The sequence below is a fragment of the Methylophaga sp. UBA2496 genome, from assembly GCF_002341635.1.
In the GTDB taxonomy this organism is placed as follows: Bacteria; Pseudomonadota; Gammaproteobacteria; order Nitrosococcales; family Methylophagaceae; genus Methylophaga.
Genome location: NZ_DDOK01000005.1, coordinates 331053 through 352778 on the forward strand (window position 1 = coordinate 331053; position 21726 = coordinate 352778).

At 42.2% G+C, this 21726-nt stretch carries 19 protein-coding genes and 3 pseudogenes; 18 read left to right on the forward strand and 4 right to left on the reverse strand.

All coding sequences use genetic code 11. From position 1 onward, the window contains the following. Positions 1-11 precede the first annotated feature (11 nt). The 6 genes from B2W60_RS08730 to B2W60_RS08755 all read left to right on the forward strand — a co-directional run bounded on the left by B2W60_RS08730 (position 12) and on the right by B2W60_RS08755 (position 8547). On the forward strand, positions 12-3125 hold the full coding sequence (locus B2W60_RS08730) for an efflux RND transporter permease subunit (protein ID WP_226069814.1): 3114 nt from the start codon (positions 12-14) through the stop codon (positions 3123-3125). 74 nt (positions 3126-3199) lie between these two features. Continuing rightward, entirely contained in the window at positions 3200-4105 is a 906-nt protein-coding gene (locus B2W60_RS08735; RefSeq protein ID WP_226069813.1) for a cation diffusion facilitator family transporter, read from the forward strand. Positions 4106-4125: 20 nt separating this feature from the next. Continuing rightward, on the forward strand, positions 4126-4512 hold the full coding sequence (locus B2W60_RS08740; protein ID WP_226069812.1) for a diacylglycerol kinase: 387 nt from the start codon (positions 4126-4128) through the stop codon (positions 4510-4512). Continuing rightward, positions 4494-6506: an LTA synthase family protein gene (locus B2W60_RS08745; RefSeq protein ID WP_292359650.1), complete on the forward strand. Its 2013-nt coding sequence runs from the start codon at positions 4494-4496 to the stop codon at positions 6504-6506. Before B2W60_RS08740 ends, B2W60_RS08745 begins: the two co-directional genes overlap by 19 nt. 126 nt (positions 6507-6632) lie before the next feature. Then, entirely contained in the window at positions 6633-7556 is a 924-nt protein-coding gene (locus B2W60_RS08750) for a bile acid:sodium symporter family protein (protein WP_292359648.1), read from the forward strand. Positions 7557-7710: 154 nt separating this feature from the next. Next, on the forward strand, positions 7711-8547 hold the full coding sequence (locus B2W60_RS08755; RefSeq protein ID WP_339612362.1) for a cation transporter: 837 nt from the start codon (positions 7711-7713) through the stop codon (positions 8545-8547). 151 nt (positions 8548-8698) lie between these two features. Here B2W60_RS08755 and B2W60_RS08760 read toward each other — a convergent pair. After that, positions 8699-8878 (reverse strand): annotated as a pseudogene (locus B2W60_RS08760) (IS1595 family transposase); the annotation flags it as partial. A gap of 62 nt (positions 8879-8940) precedes the next feature. Between B2W60_RS08760 and B2W60_RS08765 the strand changes: the two are divergent. Next, positions 8941-9204: pseudogene (locus B2W60_RS08765) on the forward strand (transposase); the annotation flags it as partial. Between the two features lie 12 nt (positions 9205-9216). On the opposite strand, the gene B2W60_RS08770 reads toward B2W60_RS08765, so the two are convergent. Next, complete coding sequence (locus B2W60_RS08770) at positions 9217-10377, reverse strand: IS30 family transposase (protein WP_136553355.1); 1161 nt, start codon at positions 10375-10377, stop codon at positions 9217-9219. A 64-nt stretch (positions 10378-10441) separates the two neighbouring features. Then, positions 10442-10699: pseudogene (locus B2W60_RS08775) on the reverse strand (transposase); the annotation flags it as partial. 241 nt (positions 10700-10940) lie between these two features. Here B2W60_RS08775 and B2W60_RS08780 point away from each other — a divergent pair. The 3 genes from B2W60_RS08780 (at position 10941) to B2W60_RS08790 (ending at position 13051) form a co-directional block, all read left to right on the forward strand. Further along, complete coding sequence (locus B2W60_RS08780; RefSeq protein WP_292359644.1) at positions 10941-11873, forward strand: endonuclease; 933 nt, start codon at positions 10941-10943, stop codon at positions 11871-11873. Positions 11874-11942: 69 nt separating this feature from the next. Beyond that, positions 11943-12506, forward strand: a complete 564-nt coding sequence (locus B2W60_RS08785; RefSeq protein ID WP_136553359.1) for a 3'-5' exonuclease — start codon at positions 11943-11945, stop codon at positions 12504-12506. A 188-nt stretch (positions 12507-12694) separates the two neighbouring features. Continuing rightward, positions 12695-13051 carry an HNH endonuclease gene (locus B2W60_RS08790; RefSeq protein ID WP_136553361.1) on the forward strand — a complete coding sequence of 119 codons (357 nt, stop codon included), beginning with the start codon at positions 12695-12697 and terminating at the stop codon, positions 13049-13051. Here the strand turns inward: B2W60_RS08790 and B2W60_RS08795 are convergent. Further along, positions 13045-13236, reverse strand: coding sequence for a carbon storage regulator (locus tag B2W60_RS08795; RefSeq protein ID WP_136553363.1), 192 nt, complete (start codon positions 13234-13236; stop codon positions 13045-13047). The genes B2W60_RS08790 and B2W60_RS08795 overlap by 7 nt on opposite strands. 170 nt (positions 13237-13406) lie before the next feature. Between B2W60_RS08795 and B2W60_RS08800 the strand changes: the two genes are divergently transcribed. The 8 genes from B2W60_RS08800 (at position 13407) to B2W60_RS08835 (ending at position 21664) form a co-directional block, all read left to right on the forward strand. Further along, complete coding sequence (locus tag B2W60_RS08800) at positions 13407-14645, forward strand: DNA polymerase Y family protein (RefSeq protein ID WP_292359640.1); 1239 nt, start codon at positions 13407-13409, stop codon at positions 14643-14645. Further along, positions 14645-15082 carry a hypothetical protein gene (locus tag B2W60_RS08805; protein ID WP_292359638.1) on the forward strand — a complete coding sequence of 146 codons (438 nt, stop codon included), beginning with the start codon at positions 14645-14647 and terminating at the stop codon, positions 15080-15082. Before B2W60_RS08800 ends, B2W60_RS08805 begins: the two co-directional genes overlap by 1 nt. Positions 15083-15255: 173 nt before the next feature. Next, positions 15256-16209 carry a hypothetical protein gene (locus B2W60_RS08810; protein ID WP_292359637.1) on the forward strand — a complete coding sequence of 318 codons (954 nt, stop codon included), beginning with the start codon at positions 15256-15258 and terminating at the stop codon, positions 16207-16209. Next, positions 16202-17206, forward strand: coding sequence for an AAA family ATPase (locus B2W60_RS08815; protein WP_292359635.1), 1005 nt, complete (start codon positions 16202-16204; stop codon positions 17204-17206). Before B2W60_RS08810 ends, B2W60_RS08815 begins: the two co-directional genes overlap by 8 nt. A 28-nt stretch (positions 17207-17234) precedes the next feature. Further along, positions 17235-17531, forward strand: a complete 297-nt coding sequence (locus B2W60_RS08820) for a hypothetical protein (protein ID WP_168800228.1) — start codon at positions 17235-17237, stop codon at positions 17529-17531. Positions 17532-17533: 2 nt separating this feature from the next. Further along, positions 17534-17947 carry a hypothetical protein gene (locus tag B2W60_RS08825; RefSeq protein ID WP_292359633.1) on the forward strand — a complete coding sequence of 138 codons (414 nt, stop codon included), beginning with the start codon at positions 17534-17536 and terminating at the stop codon, positions 17945-17947. A gap of 21 nt (positions 17948-17968) precedes the next feature. Beyond that, positions 17969-18724, forward strand: coding sequence for a metallophosphoesterase (locus B2W60_RS08830; protein ID WP_247870143.1), 756 nt, complete (start codon positions 17969-17971; stop codon positions 18722-18724). 444 nt (positions 18725-19168) lie between these two features. Next, positions 19169-21664 carry a DEAD/DEAH box helicase family protein gene (locus B2W60_RS08835; RefSeq protein WP_136555687.1) on the forward strand — a complete coding sequence of 832 codons (2496 nt, stop codon included), beginning with the start codon at positions 19169-19171 and terminating at the stop codon, positions 21662-21664. Positions 21665-21726 lie beyond the last annotated feature (62 nt).

Here is a 21726-nt window from a genome sequence, read left to right on the forward strand (position 1 = left end):
AGGGAACTGACATGATTAATACTATTTTAAGTCTCTCAATCGAGAGACGGGGCCTAATGTTGTCAATGATATTTCTTATCATTGGTCTTGGAATTTGGAGCTATCAGAAACTGCCGATTGATGCCGTTCCGGACATCACTAATGTTCAAGTTCAGATCAATACCAAGGCGCCCGGATATTCTCCGCTGGAATCTGAACAACGCATCACTTATCCAATCGAGAGAGCGATAGCCGGATTACCGGATCTTGATTACACCCGCTCAATCTCTCGTTATGGATTATCACAAGTCACCGTGGTGTTTGAAGAAGGCACCGATCTGTATTTTGCGCGTAACCTTATTAATAACCGTCTGGCCGTTATAAAAGGCTCACTGCCGCAAGGTATCGAACCGGAAATGGGACCTATCGCGACCGGGCTGGGCGAAATTGTCATGTACACAATTACCGCAAAACCCGATGCAAAACAAACTGATGGCAGCCCCTATGATGCGACTGAACTTCGGGTGCTTCAGGACTGGGTGATTCAACCTCGGCTGGAGCGGGTAAAAGGTGTCACAGAAGTCAATGTTAACGGCGGTTATGAAAAGCAATTTCATGTTCAGCCGGATCCGGCGAAATTACTGAATTTTGGCGTGTCTCTCAGTGATCTGAAACAGGCGTTGATGCAAAACAATGATAATCGGGGCGCCGGTTATATTGAACGATATGGTCAGCAGATCCTAGTTCGATCGCCGGGACAACTTAAATCCATCGATGATATTCGTCAGGTAGTAGTGAAAAATATTGATGACCGACCAGTGTTAGTCAAAGATGTGGCCGACGTTGTGATCGGTAAGCCGCTACGCAGTGGTGCGGGTACCCGTGATGGTAAAGAGACGGTTGTCGGCACCGTCATGATGTTGTTTGGTGAAAACTCACGCGAAGTTGCCTCTTCGGTTACACGTGAAATGGCGGAGATTCAATCTTCATTACCGGAAGGCGTCATATTGGAAGCGGTATATGACCGTACCACCCTAGTCGATAAAGCCGTCGCCACGGTTCAAAAAAATCTGGTTGAAGGGGCTTTGTTGGTTATCGTGGTATTGTTTTTGTTGTTGGGCAATATTCGCGCGGCTTTAATAACTGCTGCAGTTATACCCCTATCAATGCTGGCAACGATTACCGGCATGGTACAGGCCGGTATTTCTGCCAATCTGATGAGTATGGGTGCACTTGATTTTGGCCTGATTGTCGATGGTGCGGTGATTATCGTTGAGAACTCTATCAGACGATTATCAATGGCACAAAAGCAATATGGTGGTGTGCTGCCGGTTAAAGAACGCTTAAACGTAGTCTATGAGGCTACGAATGAAGTGATACGTCCCAGCCTGTTTGGCGTCATGATTATTACCATTGTGTATATCCCGTTATTCACATTGACAGGTGTTGAAGGCAAGATGTTTGACCCCATGGCTGCCACCGTGGTGATCGCTTTACTATCTGCCATGGTCTTTACGCTTACGATAGTACCGGCTGCCGTCGCCATGTTTATGAGTGGACGGGTCACTGAAAAAGAGAGTTTTATCATCAGTGGTGCCAAGTGGATTTACCGGCCAGTTTTGCTGCTCAGTCTAAAGCTGCGCTGGCTGTTGATTCTGTTTGCAGCCTTGCTGGTTGCGCTGTCAATTAACATGGCCAGCAAAATGGGGTCAGAATTTATCCCCCAACTAAATGAAGGCGATATTGCCTTACATGCACTGCGAACCATCGGTACCAGTCTAGAGCAATCCGTCAAAATGCAGGAACAGCTGGAACAACGGCTAAAAACTTTTCCGCAGGTGGATAAGGTTATTGCCAAAATCGGGACGCCGGAGGTAGCAACCGATCCAATGCCACCTAATGTAGCCGATACATTCCTTATACTTAAGCCAAGAAATGAATGGCCGGATCCGGAATTACCCAAGAGCGAACTCCTTGCTGAAATTGAAGCAGCAGTCACGCAATTACCCGGTAACAACTATGAGTTTACTCAACCCATTGAAATGCGCTTTAACGAGTTAATTTCAGGCGTTCGTGCGGACTTGGGTATTAAAGTTTTCGGCGATGATTTGGACTTGATTAAGCAGAACGCTGAGGCAGTTCTGGCTGTGATTCAGGAGATCCCCGGCGCTGCAGATGCCCGGCTGGAGCAAGTCGATGATATGCCCATGCTGACCATTGAACCCAAACGCATGGCCATGTCACGTTATGGACTTAATGTCGATGATTTACAAAACATGTTATCCACCGCCGTTGGCGGTGGCGAAGTTGGCCTGATCTATGATGGCGATCGGCGCTTTGATCTGGTGGTGCGGTTGCCTGAAGAAATTCGACAAGACATACCCGCCTTATCGAATCTGCCCGTGAGTTTGCCTAATGGCGATTACGTCCCTTTATCCGAAGTCGCAACCATCGAATTAACACAAGCGCCGAGTCAGATTTCCAGAGAAAACGCCAAACGGCGCGTGGTGGTCACCAGCAATGTCAGAGGACGTGATCTGGGTTCTTTTGTAGAAGAAGCTCAACAGCGTATTGCTGAGCAAGTGCAATTACCACCCGGTTATTGGATTGAATATGGTGGTACTTACGAGCAACTACAATCAGCCAGTCACCGACTGTCGATTGTGGTGCCGGTTACGTTGTTCATTATCTTGGGCCTGCTGATTACTTTGTTTGGCTCATTTCGAGATGCAGCAATTATCTTCACTGGGGTGCCCCTTGCATTAACTGGTGGTGTTTTGGCGCTCTGGTTGCGAGATATGCCGCTATCTATTTCCGCAGGGGTTGGTTTTATTGCGCTCTCGGGCGTGGCGGTATTAAACGGTCTCGTAATGTTGTCATTTATCAGGGATTACTGGCATCGGCACGGCGATCTGCACAAAGCAATCGTTGATGGTGCAATGACCCGGTTACGGCCTGTATTGATGACGGCTCTGGTAGCAAGTCTCGGTTTTGTGCCGATGGCACTCAATACCGGCACAGGGGCGGAGGTGCAAAGACCGCTGGCAACGGTCGTCATTGGTGGCATTATTTCGTCAACTTTACTCACCCTAGTGGTACTGCCCGCACTTTACCGCATAGTTCATGGCCGTGAAAAATCAAGATAAAACATGGCGGCCTTTTTGGCCGCCAATTTTTCTTGAGTTTATCTATACAACGAATTCAGAAAAGGAATATCTATATGCATACACATCATCAAGAAGGGGGGACTTCTGGTAATCGGATCGCAACGGCTTTTTTTCTAAATGTCAGTTTTACCATAATTGAATTTATCGGTGGCTGGCTGACAAATAGCACGGCAATTATGGCTGATGCTGTTCACGATCTTGGAGATAGTCTGTCTATTGGCAGTGCCTGGTTTTTAAACCGTGCTGGCAATAAGTCTGCTGATTCTGTATTTACCTATGGTTATCGGCGCCTGTCTCTTTTTGGCGCTTTGATTAATGGCTTGGTGTTAATCGCTGGCTCAATATGGGTGTTAACTCAAGCGGTACCACGTTTGGCCGATCCGGTGATGCCGGTTACCGAAGGCATGCTGGCATTGGCTTTATTGGGCGTTACTGTTAATGGTTTTGCGGCTTATCGGCTGAGCAAAGGGACTTCTCTTAATGAAAAAATACTCAACTGGCATTTATTAGAAGATGTATTAGGTTGGCTGGCTGTTTTGATCATTTCTATCATTCTGCAGTTTGCCGACTGGCCGATTTTAGATCCGCTTTTATCCATTGGTTTTACACTATTCATCTTATTTAATGTTGTTCGCAATTTGTGGGTGACCGGTAAATTGTTTTTTCAGGCAGTGCCCGATAAAGCGCTGCATGATGAGATCAAAAAATCTCTTGTCAGCATTGAGGGTGTCAATGAGGTACATCATTTACATCTCTGGTCACTTGATGGTGAACACCATGTCCTTACTGCACATCTGACACTTGATAACGATATTGTCTCTTCTGAAAATTACATGGCTATGAAACAAACGGTTGCCGAGATTTTATCTCAATATGATCTTGAGCACACTACGATAGAGCTTGAACTGAATCAGGAGCGTTGCAGAGATTTTAGTGACCCTGAAACAACATCTCAATAACATTTTACGCAAATAAAAAAATGACAATTATTAATATCCAACCAAAAAAGTTCACTGGTTTCAAACGTGTGCTCTGGGCGACTTTTTATTCATATAAAGGGTTTCATTCTGCGCTGCGTCATGAAGTTGCTTTTCGTCAGGAATTTATTGCATTCGTCTTATTATTGCCGGTTGTGTTCTGGGTAGACTTTACTGCTATAGAGCGGTTTATGTTGATAGTCAGCATGGTTGCTGTGATGGTCGTCGAGTTGATCAATTCAGCAATTGAATCGACGCTGGATAGAATCAGCTTAGAACATCACTTATTAACTGGGCGGGCCAAAGATTATGGATCACTGGCTGTTTTACTTACCCTTATTATGTCAATCGCAGCATGGACATTATTACTATGGCCCAGATTATTTTGAATTCAAACGAAAAAAATATGATCACAAAATCAACCTCAATGCTAGGACCTTACCGCATTTTATTTCAGGTTCTGTTTATTGGGCTTCTTATTCTCTCGCTATCAAGATTAGGGCTTGTTCTATGGCAGTGGGATCGGGTATCGGCAGCAATTGGTCTGACATCTATATTTATTCAGGGCTTCAGAGCCGACCTCATTATTATGGGCATGCTTATTGCACCACTGATGTTATTGATGCCGCTACTGGTTAATAAACTTACTTGGCAATTATGGCAAAAGCTAGTGTGGCTCTGGAGTTTAATGATCATTATGTTGATCGTTTTTATGGAGTCTGCCACACCGGCATTTATTGTTCAGTATGATTTGCGTCCGAACAGACTATTTGTCGAATACCTGCAATATCCAAAAGAAGTTTTCTCAACCTTGTGGGAAGGTTTTCGTCTTCCACTCATTCTCGGCGTTGTTTTCACTATATTAGCTGGTTGGTTCACAAATCGATTGTTACAGTATTGGTTAAAACAATATCAATTGGATTGGCCAATTTGGCGTATATGGCTAACTTGGCCGCTGATGGTTCTCATCTTCGTAGTCATGATCCGATCTACTTTATCCCATCGACCAGCTAATCCGGCCATGTTTGCAATCAGCTCGGATGCTATGGTCAATAGCCTAATCATTAACTCAACTTGGTCAGTGTATTTTGCTATCTACAATATGAAGCATGAAGCAGAAGCCGGAGAAGTCTATGGTTCGCTGACTGATGCACAAATCATGCAGGAAATGAGCGAGAACTATCCCTGGCTTGATAATGATCCAGATGCACCATTTCCTACTCTCAATAAACGGCCAGCGACAGTTGAAAGAGATAAACCACTTAATCTGGTTATCATTCTTGAAGAAAGCTTGGGTGCCACTTTTGTCAAGTCTTTGGGTGGGGAGTATTCCGTAACACCAGAACTGGAAAAACTGAAAAATGCGGGTTGGTGGTTTGAACAACTTTACGCAACCGGTACGCGTTCAGTAAGAGGAATTGAAGCCACGATAACGGGTTTTTTGCCCTCGCCCGCAAGAAGCGTAGTAAAGCTTTCTTTATCACAACAGAATTTTTTCACTGTTGCAGATTTATTGGGTCAACGTGGCTACAAAACGGAATTTATTTATGGCGGGCAATCTCACTTCGATAACATGGCTAACTTCTTTATTGGCAATGGCTTTCAATCTATCATTGACCAAAATGATTACGTTGATCCACTCTTCGTTGGCAGTTGGGGGGTCTCAGATGAAGATCTATTCAATATGGCGCATCAACGGATCGTTCAAGCGAACCTGAGTAATCAACCGTACTTTAGTTTAGTTTTCACCTCCAGCAACCATTCGCCATACGAATTCCCCGATGGCAAGATCGATCTGCATTCGGCCGAGAAACAAACTGATTTGAATGCTGTTAAATATGCAGATTATGCTTTGGGGCAGTTCTTTAACACAGCTATGAAAAGCGATTATTGGGACAATACACTCTTTTTGGTGATTGCCGATCATGATTTAAATGTTTATGGAAATGCACTTGTGCCGATAGAACGTTTTCAAATCCCAGGCCTCATTTTAGGGGCTGATATAAAACCAAAACGTATTAAGACGGTGGCGAGCCAGATTGATATGGCGCCTACTTTACTGTCACTGATGGGTATTAGCGCTGAGACACCAATGATAGGCAGAGACTTAAGCCGCCCAGAGGAGCAGCAATCACCCGGCAGGGCATTGATGCAATTTGCCGATTATTTTGCCCTGCTGCAAGGGCAGAAGGTGACCGTGTTACGCCCTCAAAAAGACGCTCTAGCTGGGCAGTATATTCTCAACAAGCGTCAATTAGAGCTTACAGGGCCAGCAGATAAAGAGGATGCTCATGAAGCATTGGCACATGTATTACTACCTTCTTGGCTATACCGTCAGCAACGTTACGATATGCCTGTCGGGCATCCGTCAAACAAAAATTAGCATTTCTCATCCTATTATGCAGTTTTTGATTGGTCGCATTAAAGATAAGAAATGTTATGTTGGTCAAAAATTCTATGTTAAATAATTTATTCACAACTATTTATAAAGTTTGGAAAATCAAAAACCATGGGTAGATTAATTTATTTCATAGAATCAAATCTCGTTTGGTTTGTCATTATTGTGGCTGGGATTGGCCTAGTATTACCTGAGACAGGTAATTATCTCCAACCACTAATTGGGCTATTACTCGCTGCATTAATGTTTATTATTAGTCTGACTTTTGATGCCCATGACGTGAGATTAGTACTTAGAAAACCTTCAAGGCAATTTTTAGCGCTGGTTCTAGTTTATGGCCCCATGTCACTTGCCGGGCTGCTGACCGGCCGCTTATTCTTTGGCAGTGGTCCGTTGGCTATGGGCCAAACTTTGCTTGGCACTTTACCCACAGATGTATCATCTCCGTTGTTAGTGTTGATGGCGCGAGGCAATGTTGCATTGGCTGCCGTTTTTAATGCGGTAAATACTGCTTTATCCCCATTCATTGTTCCTCTGCTTTTTTTATGGCTGACGGGCATTCAACTGGAAGTACCGCTTGACAAAATTATTTTCGAATTAGTGTTGATTGTTCTCGTTCCCACCATTTTGGGCGTGAGTTTACGAACAAAGTTTTCAACATTTTTTTCACGGCATGATTCAGCTTATGCAGGAATTGGCTCGTTTCTTTACCTTCTGATATTGCTCGCTGTGATAGGGCCTAATGCAGAAACGATTATTGGCTATGGTTGGTACGCTTTTGTTATTGCTGCTGCAGCTTTATCTCTGAATTTGATTGGTTATCTGGTAGGAATGACCTCACGTCTGATAACCAACGACCGAAAAGAGGTCATCACATATCTTTTCACGGTAAGTAAGAAGGAATTCAGTATAGCTGCTGCTTTTGTAGCGGCATCCGGGCTACCTTCAGAAATTGCTATTCCTGCCGCATTTTTCGCCGTAATTCAAATGATCACTTCTCCGATTGTAGCCAAAATTCTCTCTCGAACTGTATAGCATCAGAGAGATGACTAAAAATCATGTCAGTTGGGGTAAACCTTCAGCTGACAAGTAACAATGGTTAAATATCTATTTGAATGCAGAATTATCAGGGTTAAAAAACGGTGATAACTCATGCTAAATAAATACTAACTCAGTCAAGGATAACAATATGCCAACTTCGTCTGTAATTAAAGGTAAATGGATAAGTGTTTTTAACATACAAAAGATGGATTGTCCGTCAGAAGAGCGGATGATCCGTATGGCATTGAACAGTTTAGGTGGGATTAAAGCACTATCGTTTGACTTGCCGAATCGTCGGTTAGAAGTGCTACATGACGGAGCGGTTGAGCCAATTACCACGAAACTTGCAAGCTTGGGGCTAGGTGCGTCGCTTGAGAAGACACAAGCCGCCGCCACCGATAGCGTCTCGGCTATTGAAAAATTTGCTGGCTCTGCCGATCAGGAGTCACACATCCTACTTGTGCTACTTGGCATCAATGCTCTGATGTTCATAGTGGAATTGACTGCTGGCTTGCTTGCCCAATCTGCAGGGCTGATAGGTGAGTCGTTAGACAATTTCGCCGATGCCGCTGTTTATGGTATTGCTCTCTATGCAGTGGGCCATAGTATCAAAATGCAGGTCCGCGCCGCTCAATTTGCAGGTGTACTTCAATTGATTCTTGCCTTAGGTGTTCTAGCGGAGGTATTACGTCGTTTCGTATTCGGAAGCGAACCTGAATCTGTAACGATGATGGCCGTTGCCTTCGTTGCTATGATTGCCAATATCATCTGTATGTTGTTGATTTCGAGGCATCGTGATAATGGTGCACACATGAAGGCAAGCTGGATATTCTCAGCCAATGACGTCGTGATCAATGTGGGCGTTATCTGCTCTGGTGCCTTAGTACTCTGGACAGGATCCAACTATCCGGATTTGATTATTGGCACCGTAGCAGGCCTGATTGTCCTCAATGGAGCGCGCCGAATTCTGGCTCTTCGAGCTTGATAGTTTTAAAGGTTTAAGTTAGGGGTTTTATTAGAAATCTTTATTTAGCCTTAGTTATTTATGATAATTAAATATATGTAAATTTAAATGCATTATTTAAAAATTTTTAAAAACCCAACAAGCAAATAAATTAAGGGACTGATCCAGATAACTAGCCCATACCCGCCTTAACCCATTGAGCTAATTGCTTTAATTGGCTCTTTGGGTCACTGTTATTAAATCGCCACTCACACTCTTTCAAAAACAAGTGAAAATGCGCTTTTGGAATACCGTTAAATCGGCGTAAATGACGCTTGGTTTGATTCCAAAAATTCTCAATACCATTGATATGTAGTGGTTTACTGATCCCGGACACCAATTAAGGAGGTAATATGACCTCCGAAGAGGTGTTCAATGACAAAACAAAGAAGAAGTTTTACTCCTGAGTTCAAGCTGGAAGCAGCGAGTCTGGTGGTGGACCAGAACTACAGTGCTCCAGAAGCCTGCCAAGCCCTCGGTGTGTGTGAGTCAGCCCTGCGTCGCTGGGTTAAACAGTTACAAGCTGAACGAGGTGGGCATACGCCTGCTTCCAAAGCGTTGACGCCAGAACAGCAGCGTATTCAGGAGTTGGAAGCGCGGGTGAAGCGCCTGGAGCAGGAAAAAACCATATTAAAAAAGGCTACTGTAGATTCAAACGATCATTGCAACACCGTTATCAATCATGTGTGATGGTGTTTTAAATTTCAATGTTTTCCTCGGACGTTCGTTTAATTGAGTTGCAACAGCATTCAGCCGTTCTTGTGAGTGTGGTGATAGATCTGTTTTTTTAGGGAAGTATTGACGAATTAGGCTGTTGGTATTTTCGTTTGTGCCCCTTTGCCAAGGGCACTGCGGATCACAGAAGTACACAGGAATGCCAATTTCCTTTGTTAAGTCAGCATGTTTAGCCAACTCCATGCCTCTATCCCAAGTCAAAGATTTACGATATTCAGCTGGCATCTTTGTAAATGTTGCTAACAAGGCTTTATGTACAGATTCAGCATCCTTCCCTGCCAGTTTGAGGATGATGGTAAAGCGTGACTTCCTGTCGACTAGCGTAGCAATGTGTGTGTTTTTCGAACCTGATACCAGAGCACCTTCCCAATGACCAAGAGACTTACGGTTATCAATGTTTTTAGAACGTTCATGGATCGACAAACCACTAACAATTTTAGTGAAGCTCCTATCGCCACTTCGACGATGATATTGGCTATGGCGCATCGGTCTGTTTCGCCGCAGATGTTGCGTGAAAGAGTGATGGATCACACCTTTGGCACGCACGTACATTGATTTATAAATGGTCTCATGTGAAACCTGCATTTGTTTGTTTCGTGAGAATTCAACACTTAGCCAGCCAGATATTTGCTCAGGGGACCACTTCAGCTCAAGCTTTGACATGACGAGTTGCCGTAAATCTGAATTAAGCTCTAGTATTCCAAGTTTTGGCCGCTTGGCCATGCGCCTTGCACGATTGTCTGCATCAACCGCTTTGTAGAAGCGTCTTCCTCGGTTACGGGCAATTTTCCGAGAAATGGTTGAAGGTGAGCGATTCAGCATCCTGGCGATAGCTCTGAGTGACATCTTCGCCGATAATGCGACTCTTATTTCCTCACGCTCAGCAATTGTCAGATGTTTGGCATTTCTGGTTCTGGTTCTGGGTTTGATGCCACCGGTTTCACGTAATGCTGTGAAAACTGTACCGGGTGCTGCGTCCAATACTCTTCCAATATCACTGAAACCGGTGCCTTGTTTCCATAAATTAAATACCAGTTCTTTCTCATCTTGAGTAAATGTTCGTTTTGCTCGTTTCATCAAATGTGCCCATGCAAATCAGTATTTTAGTAAAACTGTTGCTTTGACCATTTGAATCTACAAGCGCTTTTTTTATAATGTCACGCTCTGTTTTTAATTTGGCATTTTCCCGACGAAGCCTGACAAGCTCTTTATTCAGCTCAGCGTCAGCCATATTTTTTTGAGTGCTTGGCACGCCATTGGCCGTCTTTATCCAGCGTCGCAGCATGCCAGAGTTGATTCCCAGATCGTCCGCTATTCCCTGAATCGAGCTGTCCTGTTGACTCGCAAGCCTGATGGCCTCTGCTTTAAATTCATCGGTGTATTTTCTGCGTGTTCCCATTTGATTCATCTTCTACTTTTCCTTTCATGTTAAAACATGCTTATGAAAAGTGTCCGTTAAATTGTGGGAAACCCAATAGGATAACACTTCGTTATTGGTATAAGTGGGAAACTATGACAAGAAACGGTTTTTAAATAAACGAGAAGTATGGGTAGTAAACCTAGCACGAATCGATTAAAAGAATTATTTTTGAACGTTTAAATATAAAGCGATAGGTCCGAATTTTAAGCAAATTAATCATATGTTTATTAAATATCTCAGTAAAAATCTCTTCATCGTTATCAGTGTGTTGCTTAGTTCCGCATCAGCCACACCTACCACTTTCGAACAATCAAAAATAATTGCGAAAGAACAAATCTATTTTGATCGAAATGATGATGGCTCTACATATTGTTCCTGCCAATGGAAATGGGTTGGAAAATCCGGTGGTCGAGTCGACTTTAAATCTTGTGGTTATAAAATCAGAGCAGAAGGACAGCGTAATCGGGCGCAACGTATTGAATGGGAACACATCGTTCCTGCCTCAAACTTTGGCCGTGCACGGCAATGTTGGCAAAAAGGTGGTCGTTCGAACTGTAAACAAACCGATCCAGTATTCAATTTGATGGAAGCTGATTTACATAATCTCACACCAACAGTGGGTGAGCTTAATTCAGATAGACAGAACTTCAACTATGGCGTCTTACCATCGGCTACTAAACGACATGGTGCTTGTGAATACAGAGTTGACTTTAAAACAAGAGTGGTTGAGCCACGAAATGAAATTAAAGGGTTTTTAGCAAGAGTGTATTTTTACATGCATGACCGATACGGTATGAATATGTCTGAGCAACAACAACGCTTATTGATGTCCTGGCATAACATTTATCCTGTTTCAGCTTGGGAATTGGAAAGGGACCGCCGTATATCAACTATAACAGGCCATTCAAATCCATTTGTGACTGGTGAAAAGAATTGGAAGATTGGACAGAAAAGTTCAGCAAAAGTAGCAATCACTGCCAATAAAGCACCAGTTGTCCAAAAGATAATTAGGGGCAACCGTAACAGTAATGTTTTTCATTTACCCAATGGGTGCCCGTCATATGACAAAGTCAGCCCCAAAAATATTGTCGAATTTGTCTCCGAAACTGAAGCACATGATGCAGGATATAAAAAAGCAGGGAATTGTAATTAGGATAATACTTGAAATCTTTTCGCTTAAACTATCTGTTTGAAATAGTAAAAAATTAGGACTGGAAACCACATGATGTTAGTTGTCGATCTGGAAGCAACTTGTTGGGAAGATAAGGTGGATGGAACCGATCTTCGGCAGACGGTAGATGATATGGAAGTGATTGAATTTGGTTGTGTCGTCTGTGAAACAAATGGAACGGTTATCGATTCAAAATCTTTTTTTGCACGTCCCAAGTTACATCCTGTTTTAACTGAATTCTGTACGAAGCTAACGTCGATCAAGCAATCAGATGTTGATAATGCCCCATATTATGCTGATGCCACGAAAACATTGAACGAATGGCTTGGACAATACGAATTATCACAATGGGTGTCATGGGGAAACTATGATAAGCATCAACTTTTAAAAGAGTATGAGAGACACGGCGTATGTCCAAGCTTTCTTGATTTACCTCATGAAAATTTAAAAAAGCGTTGGAGTAAAGGTAAAAAAGCTTTTCGTAACGCAGGTCCTAAAGTTGCCTTGGAGTATCACGGCCTAGAATTTGAAGGCAAATATCATCGTGCAATTGATGATGCATTAAATATCGCACGACTATTACCATTTATTTATAACGAGACCGTGGAAAAATAATTTGTTGCTACAGAAATGGTTTTTTTTATTACTTACATTAGTTCACGAAAGTATTGTAAAAATTCAAATAGATTGTTAATTTACGACTGTGTTTCGTTATAACGAGCGCGTTTTGCCAGTTGGATGATCCACTGGTTCCTTAGTTTCTGCTGAGCAGGGCGAGGTAACCAATAATTGTGGAGAACTTCATGGCAAAAAACCGACCTTCCCTCCGTGCACCTCGCACTAAAGCTTTCAAAAAACAAAATGGCCGTTGCTACTATTGTGATCTACCGATGTGGAACTCAGATGCAAAGATCTTTTCTCAGCGTTATAAATTAACTCTAAAACAAGCTGAACAGTTCAAATGTACAGGTGAGCATCTCACTGCGTTTCACGCCGGAGGTGCTTCTAATCAATCAAATATTGTCGCGGCTTGTCATTACTGCAATGCTAAAAGGCACACTCGTAAAGAGGAGCTATCACCCGAGACATACAAAAATAAAGTGCAGAAGCGCGTGCGAGCAGGGAAATGGAATGCAGGGCTTCTGTTAAGCGCTCACTGATTCCCTGAGAGTTTTTCCTGAATTCTTAAATAGATTTCTTCCCGATTCACTGCCACCTCTCTGGGGGCAGTGATTCCTATTCGAACCTGGCTTTTTTTCCCATAACCAGATACGCCTAACACTTCAATCATGACTCCTTGTCCAATATAAAGTTTTTGGCCAACCTGTCTCTTTAAAATCAACATCCTTGTCTCCTTATTTTTCCGCTATTGCGAGCTTACAAAAATTATTGGCTGATCTCACATGGCTTCAGAGAGTCTTTTACAAAATTCTTATTGATCCAATATCAATGATTCCCTATATTTTCTCTTCTCTGTATTTTCTCATTTGGCCATACATTTAATTGAAGGTGATTATGCCTGCTGTAAGTAATGAATTCTGGGACAGGGTTATTATATTGGTCGATATGAACTGCTTCTTCGCTCAGGTAGAGCAACAAGATAATCCGTTTTGGCGCAATAGGCCTGTGGCCATTACGAATGGAAAATTAGGTAGCACGATTATCACATCTTCTTATGAAGCCCGGGCGTATGGAGTAAAGACGGGCATGCGTCTGAAAGAGGCGAGAGGACTGTGTCCCGAGCTTATCCAGGCTCCGAGCCGACCGCATCGATATGTGGAAAAATCCACTCAAATTATGCAAGCGCTGGAAAAAATAACCCCCGACCTTGAAATATATTCTGTCGATGAAGCTTTTCTGGATGTTACCCATTGTCAGAGCCTTTTAGGAAATCCGGAAACCATCGCGAAACTAGTAAAAAAAGCGGTGAGCGATGCTTCTGGCCTGACGTGTAGTGTTGGTGTGAGTGGTGACAAAACTACTGCCAAGTTTGCAGCCAAATTGAATAAGCCAGATGGTTTAACTGTTATCAAGCCTTGGGAAGCTGAAGCTAGACTGGCCGATGAACCTGTCACTGAGCTGAGTGGTATTGCTAAAGGCATTGGCACGTTTCTGAATAAGTACGGCGTATATAAATGTGGCGATATGAAGAAGTTACCGATCGGCATCTTAGCCAAACGCTTTGGTAATCCCGGCAGACGAATCTGGTTAATGGCTCAAGGCAAAGATCCCGAGCCCGTAACAACAATCGTAAAACCGCCTAAAACCATTGGGCATGGCAAAGTCATGCCGCCTGGTACCCGTGATTTACGAACCGTTTTACTTTACTTGCAGCATATGGCTGAAAAGGTCGGAACAAGACTGCGTCGTCATAACTTTCAATCGAATCATTTTTTCATCGGTATCAAAACCGAAGCGGGCTGGCTTGGTATGAAAACAAAGATTGATTTCACCACGGACGATGGTCAGGTTATTTATGAACTGGGTCGGCAGTTTATGCAAAAGTATTGGGTTGGCCAAGATGCTCGACAGGTACAAATCACAGCATTAAATCCCACAGAGTCTCGGCAGCAGGATTTATTTTTGGATAACACCCATCAAATCAAACGTGAAAAGATTAATCAGGCGGTAGATAAGATTAACCAACGCTACGGCGAATTTACCGTGGCACCAATGCCTGTGATCGGACGTAGTGAGATGCCAAATGTAATAGCCCCCGCATGGAAGCCCACAGGCCATAGGAAGACGATCTGATGTGCGGTGGAGCCTATTTTCAATATGGTGATGAATTCATGCGGATGTATTTCCCCAACCCCAAAGCCATGCTGCCAGTGTTAAAAAAAGATGGCTCGATTGAGTTGTTACCCTGGGGACGTCGACAAAAGCAACCTGGATTTTTACCTATAACTGGATGGGCAAAGATTGAATCCATTTATGGCGGCGTATGGGAGCGTTATTTTCCCAAGCCGGTAAAGATCCCAGTGTTAGCGTTTATGGAAAAAGATTTTGAAGGTCAGAGTCACTGGTATGACTTGCAGAAGGGGCAATACATTCAAGGTTTAGTGGCGAAAGAGGGTAATGAGCGTCGAGTATATGTGGTGACATTGGAACCCGAGCCCGAGGATGCACAAATACATAGTCGTTGGCCACGAGTCATTCAATCAGGCGAAAGAGGATATAGGACTTACTGACTACCAAGCTATAAGTAATAACGTCGAAAAAGTGTAATATATACTTAATAAGTTACCTTATAAATATATCCTAACTAAATGTTAATATTGATTATATGTAAAAAATAATTTCTTGTGATACAAAACAAAAGCTATTAATCTTGCCCTCAGGTTTATTGGAGGAGGGCCAGAAGTTGGCTGCTAAAGTTAGAGAAGAAAGTGAAGAAAGGCTGCTCGTCTTTTGGGATGTCGTCGAACTCGGGATGGATAAACATATCATTGGTTTTGACATCGGGCGAAAACAGGCAAGATTCAGCACGCCCATCATTAAATTGGATTTACATTCCAATACGGCGATAACTAGATCTGGCACACGCTATAGATTTTTGAGCGCGCCTGGTCGACTTCATCCCTATGCTAAACGGCTATTAAAAAAGCTCTTTAATAATAGTCCGCTTCGCTACACGTTGAAGTATTCCCATCCTGAAGATAAAAGAAATTCGCTGGATAACATTGAGGAATGGGTCAAGCATTCGCGGGTCACAAAGCCCCGTAAAGACCCATATGATCGCTATAAAGGCAAACTGATCGCTTGTTTAAAATCAGAGTTTGAAGATATAGCAGAGTTTTATCATCACTTGGCGTGGATCGATGAGAGAAGTATTTATATCGGCAATACCAATGATGAATTCACCTTGTGGAATGAGTTTGCTTTGCGTCATGGAAAAAGCGAGGACATTCAAAAGATTTTCTTGGAGCAAACATCTACATGCCATTTGGCCACGCAAAAAGCCAGCGCTCTGCTCGAACGTGGCGCGCTGTCTCAAGTTGTTATTGATCCGAAGATACCCATTATTTTTTCCAGAGATCTGTGGGATAAAGCTTCCTGCTTATTTTCTGACATGGTGTCCAAGCTCGCAGAGCTTAATCCAAACGCCGACGTTACGTCACTGCGATTAGTCCCGCCGTCTGAAGAGGGCATGATTGAGTGGGCTGTGAAGTCAGTTCCTCGTGCCCGGAATATACAAGCCACTACCAAACCCCCGAAGAGTTTTGATACCCAGCACTACCTCTATGAAATTTTGGATGGCCACTCTCGGGCTATTCAAGATTTTAGACGCTCACATGAGATCCTCAGTCATGACTAAGTTAACGCAATTCATCAAATTATTTGATCCAGTCGCCCTGTCGGACCGCCGGGAGACGCTGTCAAAAGATGTTCTCAATCAAAGTGCAAACCTCTTTAAAAAGCTACCTGATGTCAGGATCCGAGTCAAATTGACCCGTGAACGTTTAGCTGAAATTGAGGCACATTTACGCCAAAAATTTCCGAGCTTTAACGAGGCAACAGATGCCATATTTAATGAGTTGATGATTTCCTTGCACAGTTCTTCAAAGGGTGTTTATTTCTGGCCTATCTTACTACTGGGACCGCCAGGCACAGGAAAAACACACTATGCCAGGGAGCTTTCTGAATTGCTTGGTCTGGGCTTTGAAAAAGTCGATCTTGCCGCCACGACGGCGGGAATGGTCTTGGTGGGTACGAGTTCACAGTGGGGTAATTCCAAACCTGGCCTCGTAGCATCACATCTTTTGCAGAACCGTATTGCTAACTTTGTGTTGTTTCTGGATGAAATCGATAAAGCTGACAATAAATTCATCAATGGTGGAAACGTCAATAATTCTTTACTGACGTTGCTTGAACCTGAGACCGCCAAAGAGTTTCAGGATGAGTTTGTTCAGGTTCCCATGGATGCTTCGAATATCTGCATTATTCTCACCGCGAACGAAGAAAAAAATATAGATGAGCCCATTTTAAGTCGGCTGAAGAAAGTAAGGGTAAGTGAGCCAACCCTTGAGCAGTTACGACAGATTGCGCCGTTCGCCCTTGAGAACATTATCAAGCACCTTGAAGTGGATAACCTGATGATCTCGACATTGGATAGTGAAGCACTCGACGCGCTACAAATGAATAAAGTCAATGTACGTCAGTTAAACGAAGTCCTGAGAGAGGCTATAGGCCTGTGCCTGAAGGAGAAGTCGACGCAGCTCTCCGCTTCCCATATCAGAATTTCCATTGAACGTACGCTGGGCATCACAGTACCCCCTGAGGCTAAGCCCAAATCAACTAAGAAACTTCACTAACGCACCTTATAACGCAAAGGAGAACGATATGGATATTTATGTGCCCCCCGGTGAAATCATCATGAAGGACTGGAATATTCTGATGATTGAGTATGAGCATGTTATGACGGAGAAGTTTCTGGGATACAGCATGAACGAGCAACACTATCGATTAAGCTCTGTCATTCGAGAATACGACCGAGAAACCAATACAGGGATAACCGAATCGGGTTCACGCTATACGTTTCTGACACCACCTGGAAAGCTCCATCCGCGTGCTCAGACAATGTATGAGAATTTCTGCAAAGTAAAAGAAGTCTCCATCAAATTGAAATACGAGTTTTAGTCATGCGTGAGACGTTAACGAAGGCACTGTATTCAAGCTGTCCTATCATCTACCGCAATCGAGATGCAGCAGACGCAGAAAACCGAACACAGATGGTCTGGGGCTTCCAATGCGGCTCAGGCTGGTTCGAGTTACTGCTCAATCTATCACAAGCGATTGAGGCGATAGCAGAAGATAGAAAACGTCAGGGTATTTCGGAGCATGAACTGCCGCTGGTCAATCAAGTGAAAGAAAAATTTGGTGAACTGCGTGTTTATATGGAAATTAGCGGTCCAGGCATAACTGAACTGATTAATGAAGCTCAATTAGATTCAACCGAAATATGTGACTGCTGTGGGAAGCCCGGGGAGCCGGTAAGCGTATATGGCTATGTGTTGACCCGTTGCCAACAGCATATTGATGAGCCGGTCACTTAATATTAACTTCAAAAGGTTTTTATGAAATTCCAACTTTTCTCTGACTTGCATCTTGAAATGGGAGACTACTTCATCCCGCCTGAATCAGATGCAGATCTTATTATTCTGGCAGGAGACATTAACACCGGACTGAAAGGGCTTCAGTTTGCCGTAAAGCTCATTAAACGTTTTGATAAAGATGTCATTTATGTTCCGGGTAATCATGAGTTTTACCGACATGACATCAGATTACTAAGAGAAGAAATGCGGTTATTCGCAAAACCCTATCCAAGGCTGCACCTGTTGGATAATGACGAGATTACACTGAATGGTGCTCGGTTTATCGGTTCTACGTTATGGACGGACTATGCACTTGATGGGCGTTTCGATAAACAGAAAACGATGGACTTTATTTCGTTTTATTTAAACGACCATAGATTTATCAAATACGGTGATAACCGTTTTACTGCACAAGATGCGTTGTTACTTCATCAGAAAGCCAAGTTATACCTGCATGAAAAGCTCAAAGAACCATTTGAGGGTAAGACGGTTGTTGTGACGCATCATGCGCCGAGCTTGATCTGCCACCATCCTGACTTTGAGATGGACCAGATGGCTGCGGCGTTTATTTCAGATTGTGATGATTTACTTCAATATGCCGATGTATGGTGTTTTGGCCATACGCATGCAAATGTTGATATGCATATTAATGGATGTAGAGTGATGAGCAATCAAAAAGGGTACTCTTGTGAGAGGATGCCACATTCTTTCAATCCAAGGTTAGTGATTAAAATATAGAACATTCTTAATCCTATTTTAAATATAGACTACTAATAACTTACTAATTGAGACAAATGCCAAGCCGGAGAAATAAGTTTTTGAATGTCCTAAGTAACACTAATAATTAAAAGAATGCCTGGATAATATATTAAAGCTACATAAGCAAAACTTTTCATTTACACATACTATAAATTTGGCAAATTTTTCGTTCAATATGCCTGAAATTACTAAAAATGGTATTGTCATCGAATAGTAGTGGACTACTCAGTTATCGAAAGCTTTTAAAATTCAAATGCTCTCTTGTGAGATACTTGTTGTGAGTAAATAAATGTTTGATTTGAGGGTATATCTCGCACAAGCAATTATTAAATATAATTCGTATCATGCTGAACTATTAAAGAGTTATATAAAGCTTTATGAGAGCTGGTTATCCATATAGACGAAAAGGAATAGGAATAAGTTATGGCTTTTGATTTCGGAAAAATAAAGGCTAAGAAAACTGATGCTGGACCTTTAGACCCAATTGAACTTTTCCAAAAAAATAAATCCAAAATAACTGATGTTGGAATTAATGACCTCTGGCTTGGCCAAGGTGATGCTCTTCGGGATTGGCATGAACATCGTGATAAAAATGATGTTGCTATTGTATTAAACACTGGTGCTGGAAAGACGCTTATAGGCTTACTTGTTGCTCAATCATTAGTTAATGAAACTAAAGGAAGGGTAGTTTACGCTTGTGCATCCATACAGCTAATTGAACAAACTAAAGAAAAAGCTGAGAGCTATGGTTTAAAAGTTTCAACTTATTACAAAGGTCAATATAGCAATGATCTGTACCATAGAGGAGAGGCTCCGTGTCTTACTACCTACCAAGCACTTTTCAATGGCAAATCTAAATTCAAACGTGAAGATATTTCTGCAATTATTTTTGATGATGCCCATGCTGCGGAGGGAATGATTAAAGATAACTTTTCGATCAATATCAAACAAAATGAAAATATTAACCTTTTTCATTCTTTAATTGAGCTATTCCGGCCCTATTATCATGCTGTTGGTCGAATCGGAAGTTTTGATGAAATAATTTCCGGGGAATTTAACAAAGTAGAGCTTCTTCCACCTTTTGAGGTAATTAAGAATCAAGCTGAGATTCATCGGCTACTATTTAATAGTGATGTCCCAGCTAATTCGAACACTACATTCGCATGGGAACATCTTAAAGATCATTTGAATTTATGTGCGTATTTAGTATCTAGTAGAAGCATACAAATCATTCCACCCATTATCCCTATTTCTAATCTAACTTATTTTCAAGAGAGTATTCGGAGGGTATATCTAAGTGCCACCATGCTTACATCGGATTCATTCATTAGAACATTTGGTCAAGAGCTGGATTATGTAGTTGAACCAGCTACATCTGCAGGTCAATGTGAAAGATTGATCCTCTTCCCTGAACAAGTTTACGGTGTTGATGATGATAGATACACCACCAAAGAATTTATTTCAGATCGCAAAACACTAATTCTAGTTCCTAGTTATCATTTGGCTGAGAGTTGGAATGATGTAGGTCACGTATCCAATAACACTTCGATGATAGAAGATTTGGTTTCCTTTAAAGGATCAACTGCACCCAATACTTTAGTGTTGACAGCCAGGTACGACGGAATTGATTTACCTGGAGACACTTGCCGACATCTAGTTATGGATGGTCTACCAACCGGAACAGGTTTATTAGACAGGTATATGTGGGAATCGTTAAGGTTATCAAATATTCTACGCTCAACTATAGCTTGCAGAATTATTCAAAGCCTTGGGAGAATTTCAAGAGGAATGAGCGATCATGGGGTAGTTATAGTTATAGGCAGAGAATATGTGAAATGGTTATTAACGCCTAGAAACCAAGCTTATTTACCCCCTTTTGTTCAGAAGCAAATTAAACTTGGTTTGGAAGTATCAGAGAATTGTAATTCAGCGGATGATATTTCTCCAGCAGCTAATGCTTGCCTCAATCGAGACATTAACTGGATAAATGCTTATGAACAATTTATGGATGATTGTGATACTGAAGCCATTATTGAAACAGATGAAATACTAAAGAAATTAGCGTTAGCTGAAACGAGTTTTATAAAAAAATATTGGGACAGAGACTATTCCGGGGCTATTAAGATATTAGATAAAATATTAGTAGAGGCATTTTCATATAGCTCTGGAATAGGTTCATGGTATGCATTGTGGATAGGAAGTTGTTTTGATTTACTTGGTGATCGTGATAGGGCTAATCACTATTACAAAAGGGCACATGGAGTAACAAAAGAACTTCCCAGGGTTATTGGTGAGGGACCCGCCTTAACTTCGGCTCAAGTTTCAAAACAAGTTGAAAATATTGTTAATGAATTCTCCATTACTAAAAGTGCATCAGTCTCAGTACCAAAATATTTATATTCAAATCTAGAAAAATTGGACAATACAGGAACTGTAAATCAAACCGAAGAGGCTATTAGATGGCTTGGTCAATATTTAGGTTTGAATTCAACTCGACCAGATAATGAGCATGGTACAGGTCCTGACAATCTTTGGATAAATGATGGTATTGCTCTAGTTATTGAAGCCAAAACCAATAAAGTGGGGCAGTACACCAAAGATGATATTGGCCAATTAACCGATCATTTACAGTGGGTAGAAAATAATTACCCAGGTAATAAAAAATTACCTTTCTTCGTTGGACCATTGATCTGCTCTACAAAAGATGCCAATCCATCATCTGATTTTTCTGTCTCCGAATTGACAGAATTTAAAGCTCTTGCTGATAAGTTGATAGCTGCTTATGAGGACATAGCACGAAGGTCTATGCCGATCGCATTAAATCAAGAAGTCGCTGCAATCTTAAATGAGCGTGGCCTTGTTTGGCCCAAATTATTAGATGATTTAAGCAAGTATCAGTTAACTGAATTGGGACATTGAGTTTCACATCAAAATTCTGAAGTTGATTAGATTTAATTAATTTTTCATGGTGATAAGAGCGT

Excerpts from the sequence above, each read along its gene's own strand:
- B2W60_RS08820 (WP_168800228.1), top strand. The coding sequence starts at position 17,235 with ATGGATATTTATGTGCCCCCCGGTGAAATCATCATGAAGGACTGGAAT.
- B2W60_RS08735 (WP_226069813.1), top strand. The coding sequence starts at position 3,200 with ATGCATACACATCATCAAGAAGGGGGGACTTCTGGTAATCGGATCGCA.
- B2W60_RS08825 (WP_292359633.1), top strand. The coding sequence starts at position 17,534 with ATGCGTGAGACGTTAACGAAGGCACTGTATTCAAGCTGTCCTATCATC.
- B2W60_RS08745 (WP_292359650.1), top strand. The coding sequence starts at position 4,494 with ATGGCCCAGATTATTTTGAATTCAAACGAAAAAAATATGATCACAAAA.
- B2W60_RS08830 (WP_247870143.1), top strand. The coding sequence starts at position 17,969 with ATGAAATTCCAACTTTTCTCTGACTTGCATCTTGAAATGGGAGACTAC.
- B2W60_RS08790 (WP_136553361.1), top strand. The coding sequence starts at position 12,695 with ATGGCAAAAAACCGACCTTCCCTCCGTGCACCTCGCACTAAAGCTTTC.
- B2W60_RS08835 (WP_136555687.1), top strand. The coding sequence starts at position 19,169 with ATGGCTTTTGATTTCGGAAAAATAAAGGCTAAGAAAACTGATGCTGGA.
- B2W60_RS08740 (WP_226069812.1), top strand. The coding sequence starts at position 4,126 with ATGACAATTATTAATATCCAACCAAAAAAGTTCACTGGTTTCAAACGT.
- B2W60_RS08780 (WP_292359644.1), top strand. The coding sequence starts at position 10,941 with ATGTTTATTAAATATCTCAGTAAAAATCTCTTCATCGTTATCAGTGTG.
- B2W60_RS08785 (WP_136553359.1), top strand. The coding sequence starts at position 11,943 with ATGATGTTAGTTGTCGATCTGGAAGCAACTTGTTGGGAAGATAAGGTG.
- B2W60_RS08805 (WP_292359638.1), top strand. The coding sequence starts at position 14,645 with ATGTGCGGTGGAGCCTATTTTCAATATGGTGATGAATTCATGCGGATG.
- B2W60_RS08730 (WP_226069814.1), top strand. The coding sequence starts at position 12 with ATGATTAATACTATTTTAAGTCTCTCAATCGAGAGACGGGGCCTAATG.
- B2W60_RS08750 (WP_292359648.1), top strand. The coding sequence starts at position 6,633 with ATGGGTAGATTAATTTATTTCATAGAATCAAATCTCGTTTGGTTTGTC.
- B2W60_RS08815 (WP_292359635.1), top strand. The coding sequence starts at position 16,202 with ATGACTAAGTTAACGCAATTCATCAAATTATTTGATCCAGTCGCCCTG.
- B2W60_RS08755 (WP_339612362.1), top strand. The coding sequence starts at position 7,711 with ATGCCAACTTCGTCTGTAATTAAAGGTAAATGGATAAGTGTTTTTAAC.
- B2W60_RS08800 (WP_292359640.1), top strand. The coding sequence starts at position 13,407 with ATGCCTGCTGTAAGTAATGAATTCTGGGACAGGGTTATTATATTGGTC.
- B2W60_RS08795 (WP_136553363.1), bottom strand. The coding sequence starts at position 13,236 with ATGTTGATTTTAAAGAGACAGGTTGGCCAAAAACTTTATATTGGACAA.
- B2W60_RS08770 (WP_136553355.1), bottom strand. The coding sequence starts at position 10,377 with ATGAAACGAGCAAAACGAACATTTACTCAAGATGAGAAAGAACTGGTA.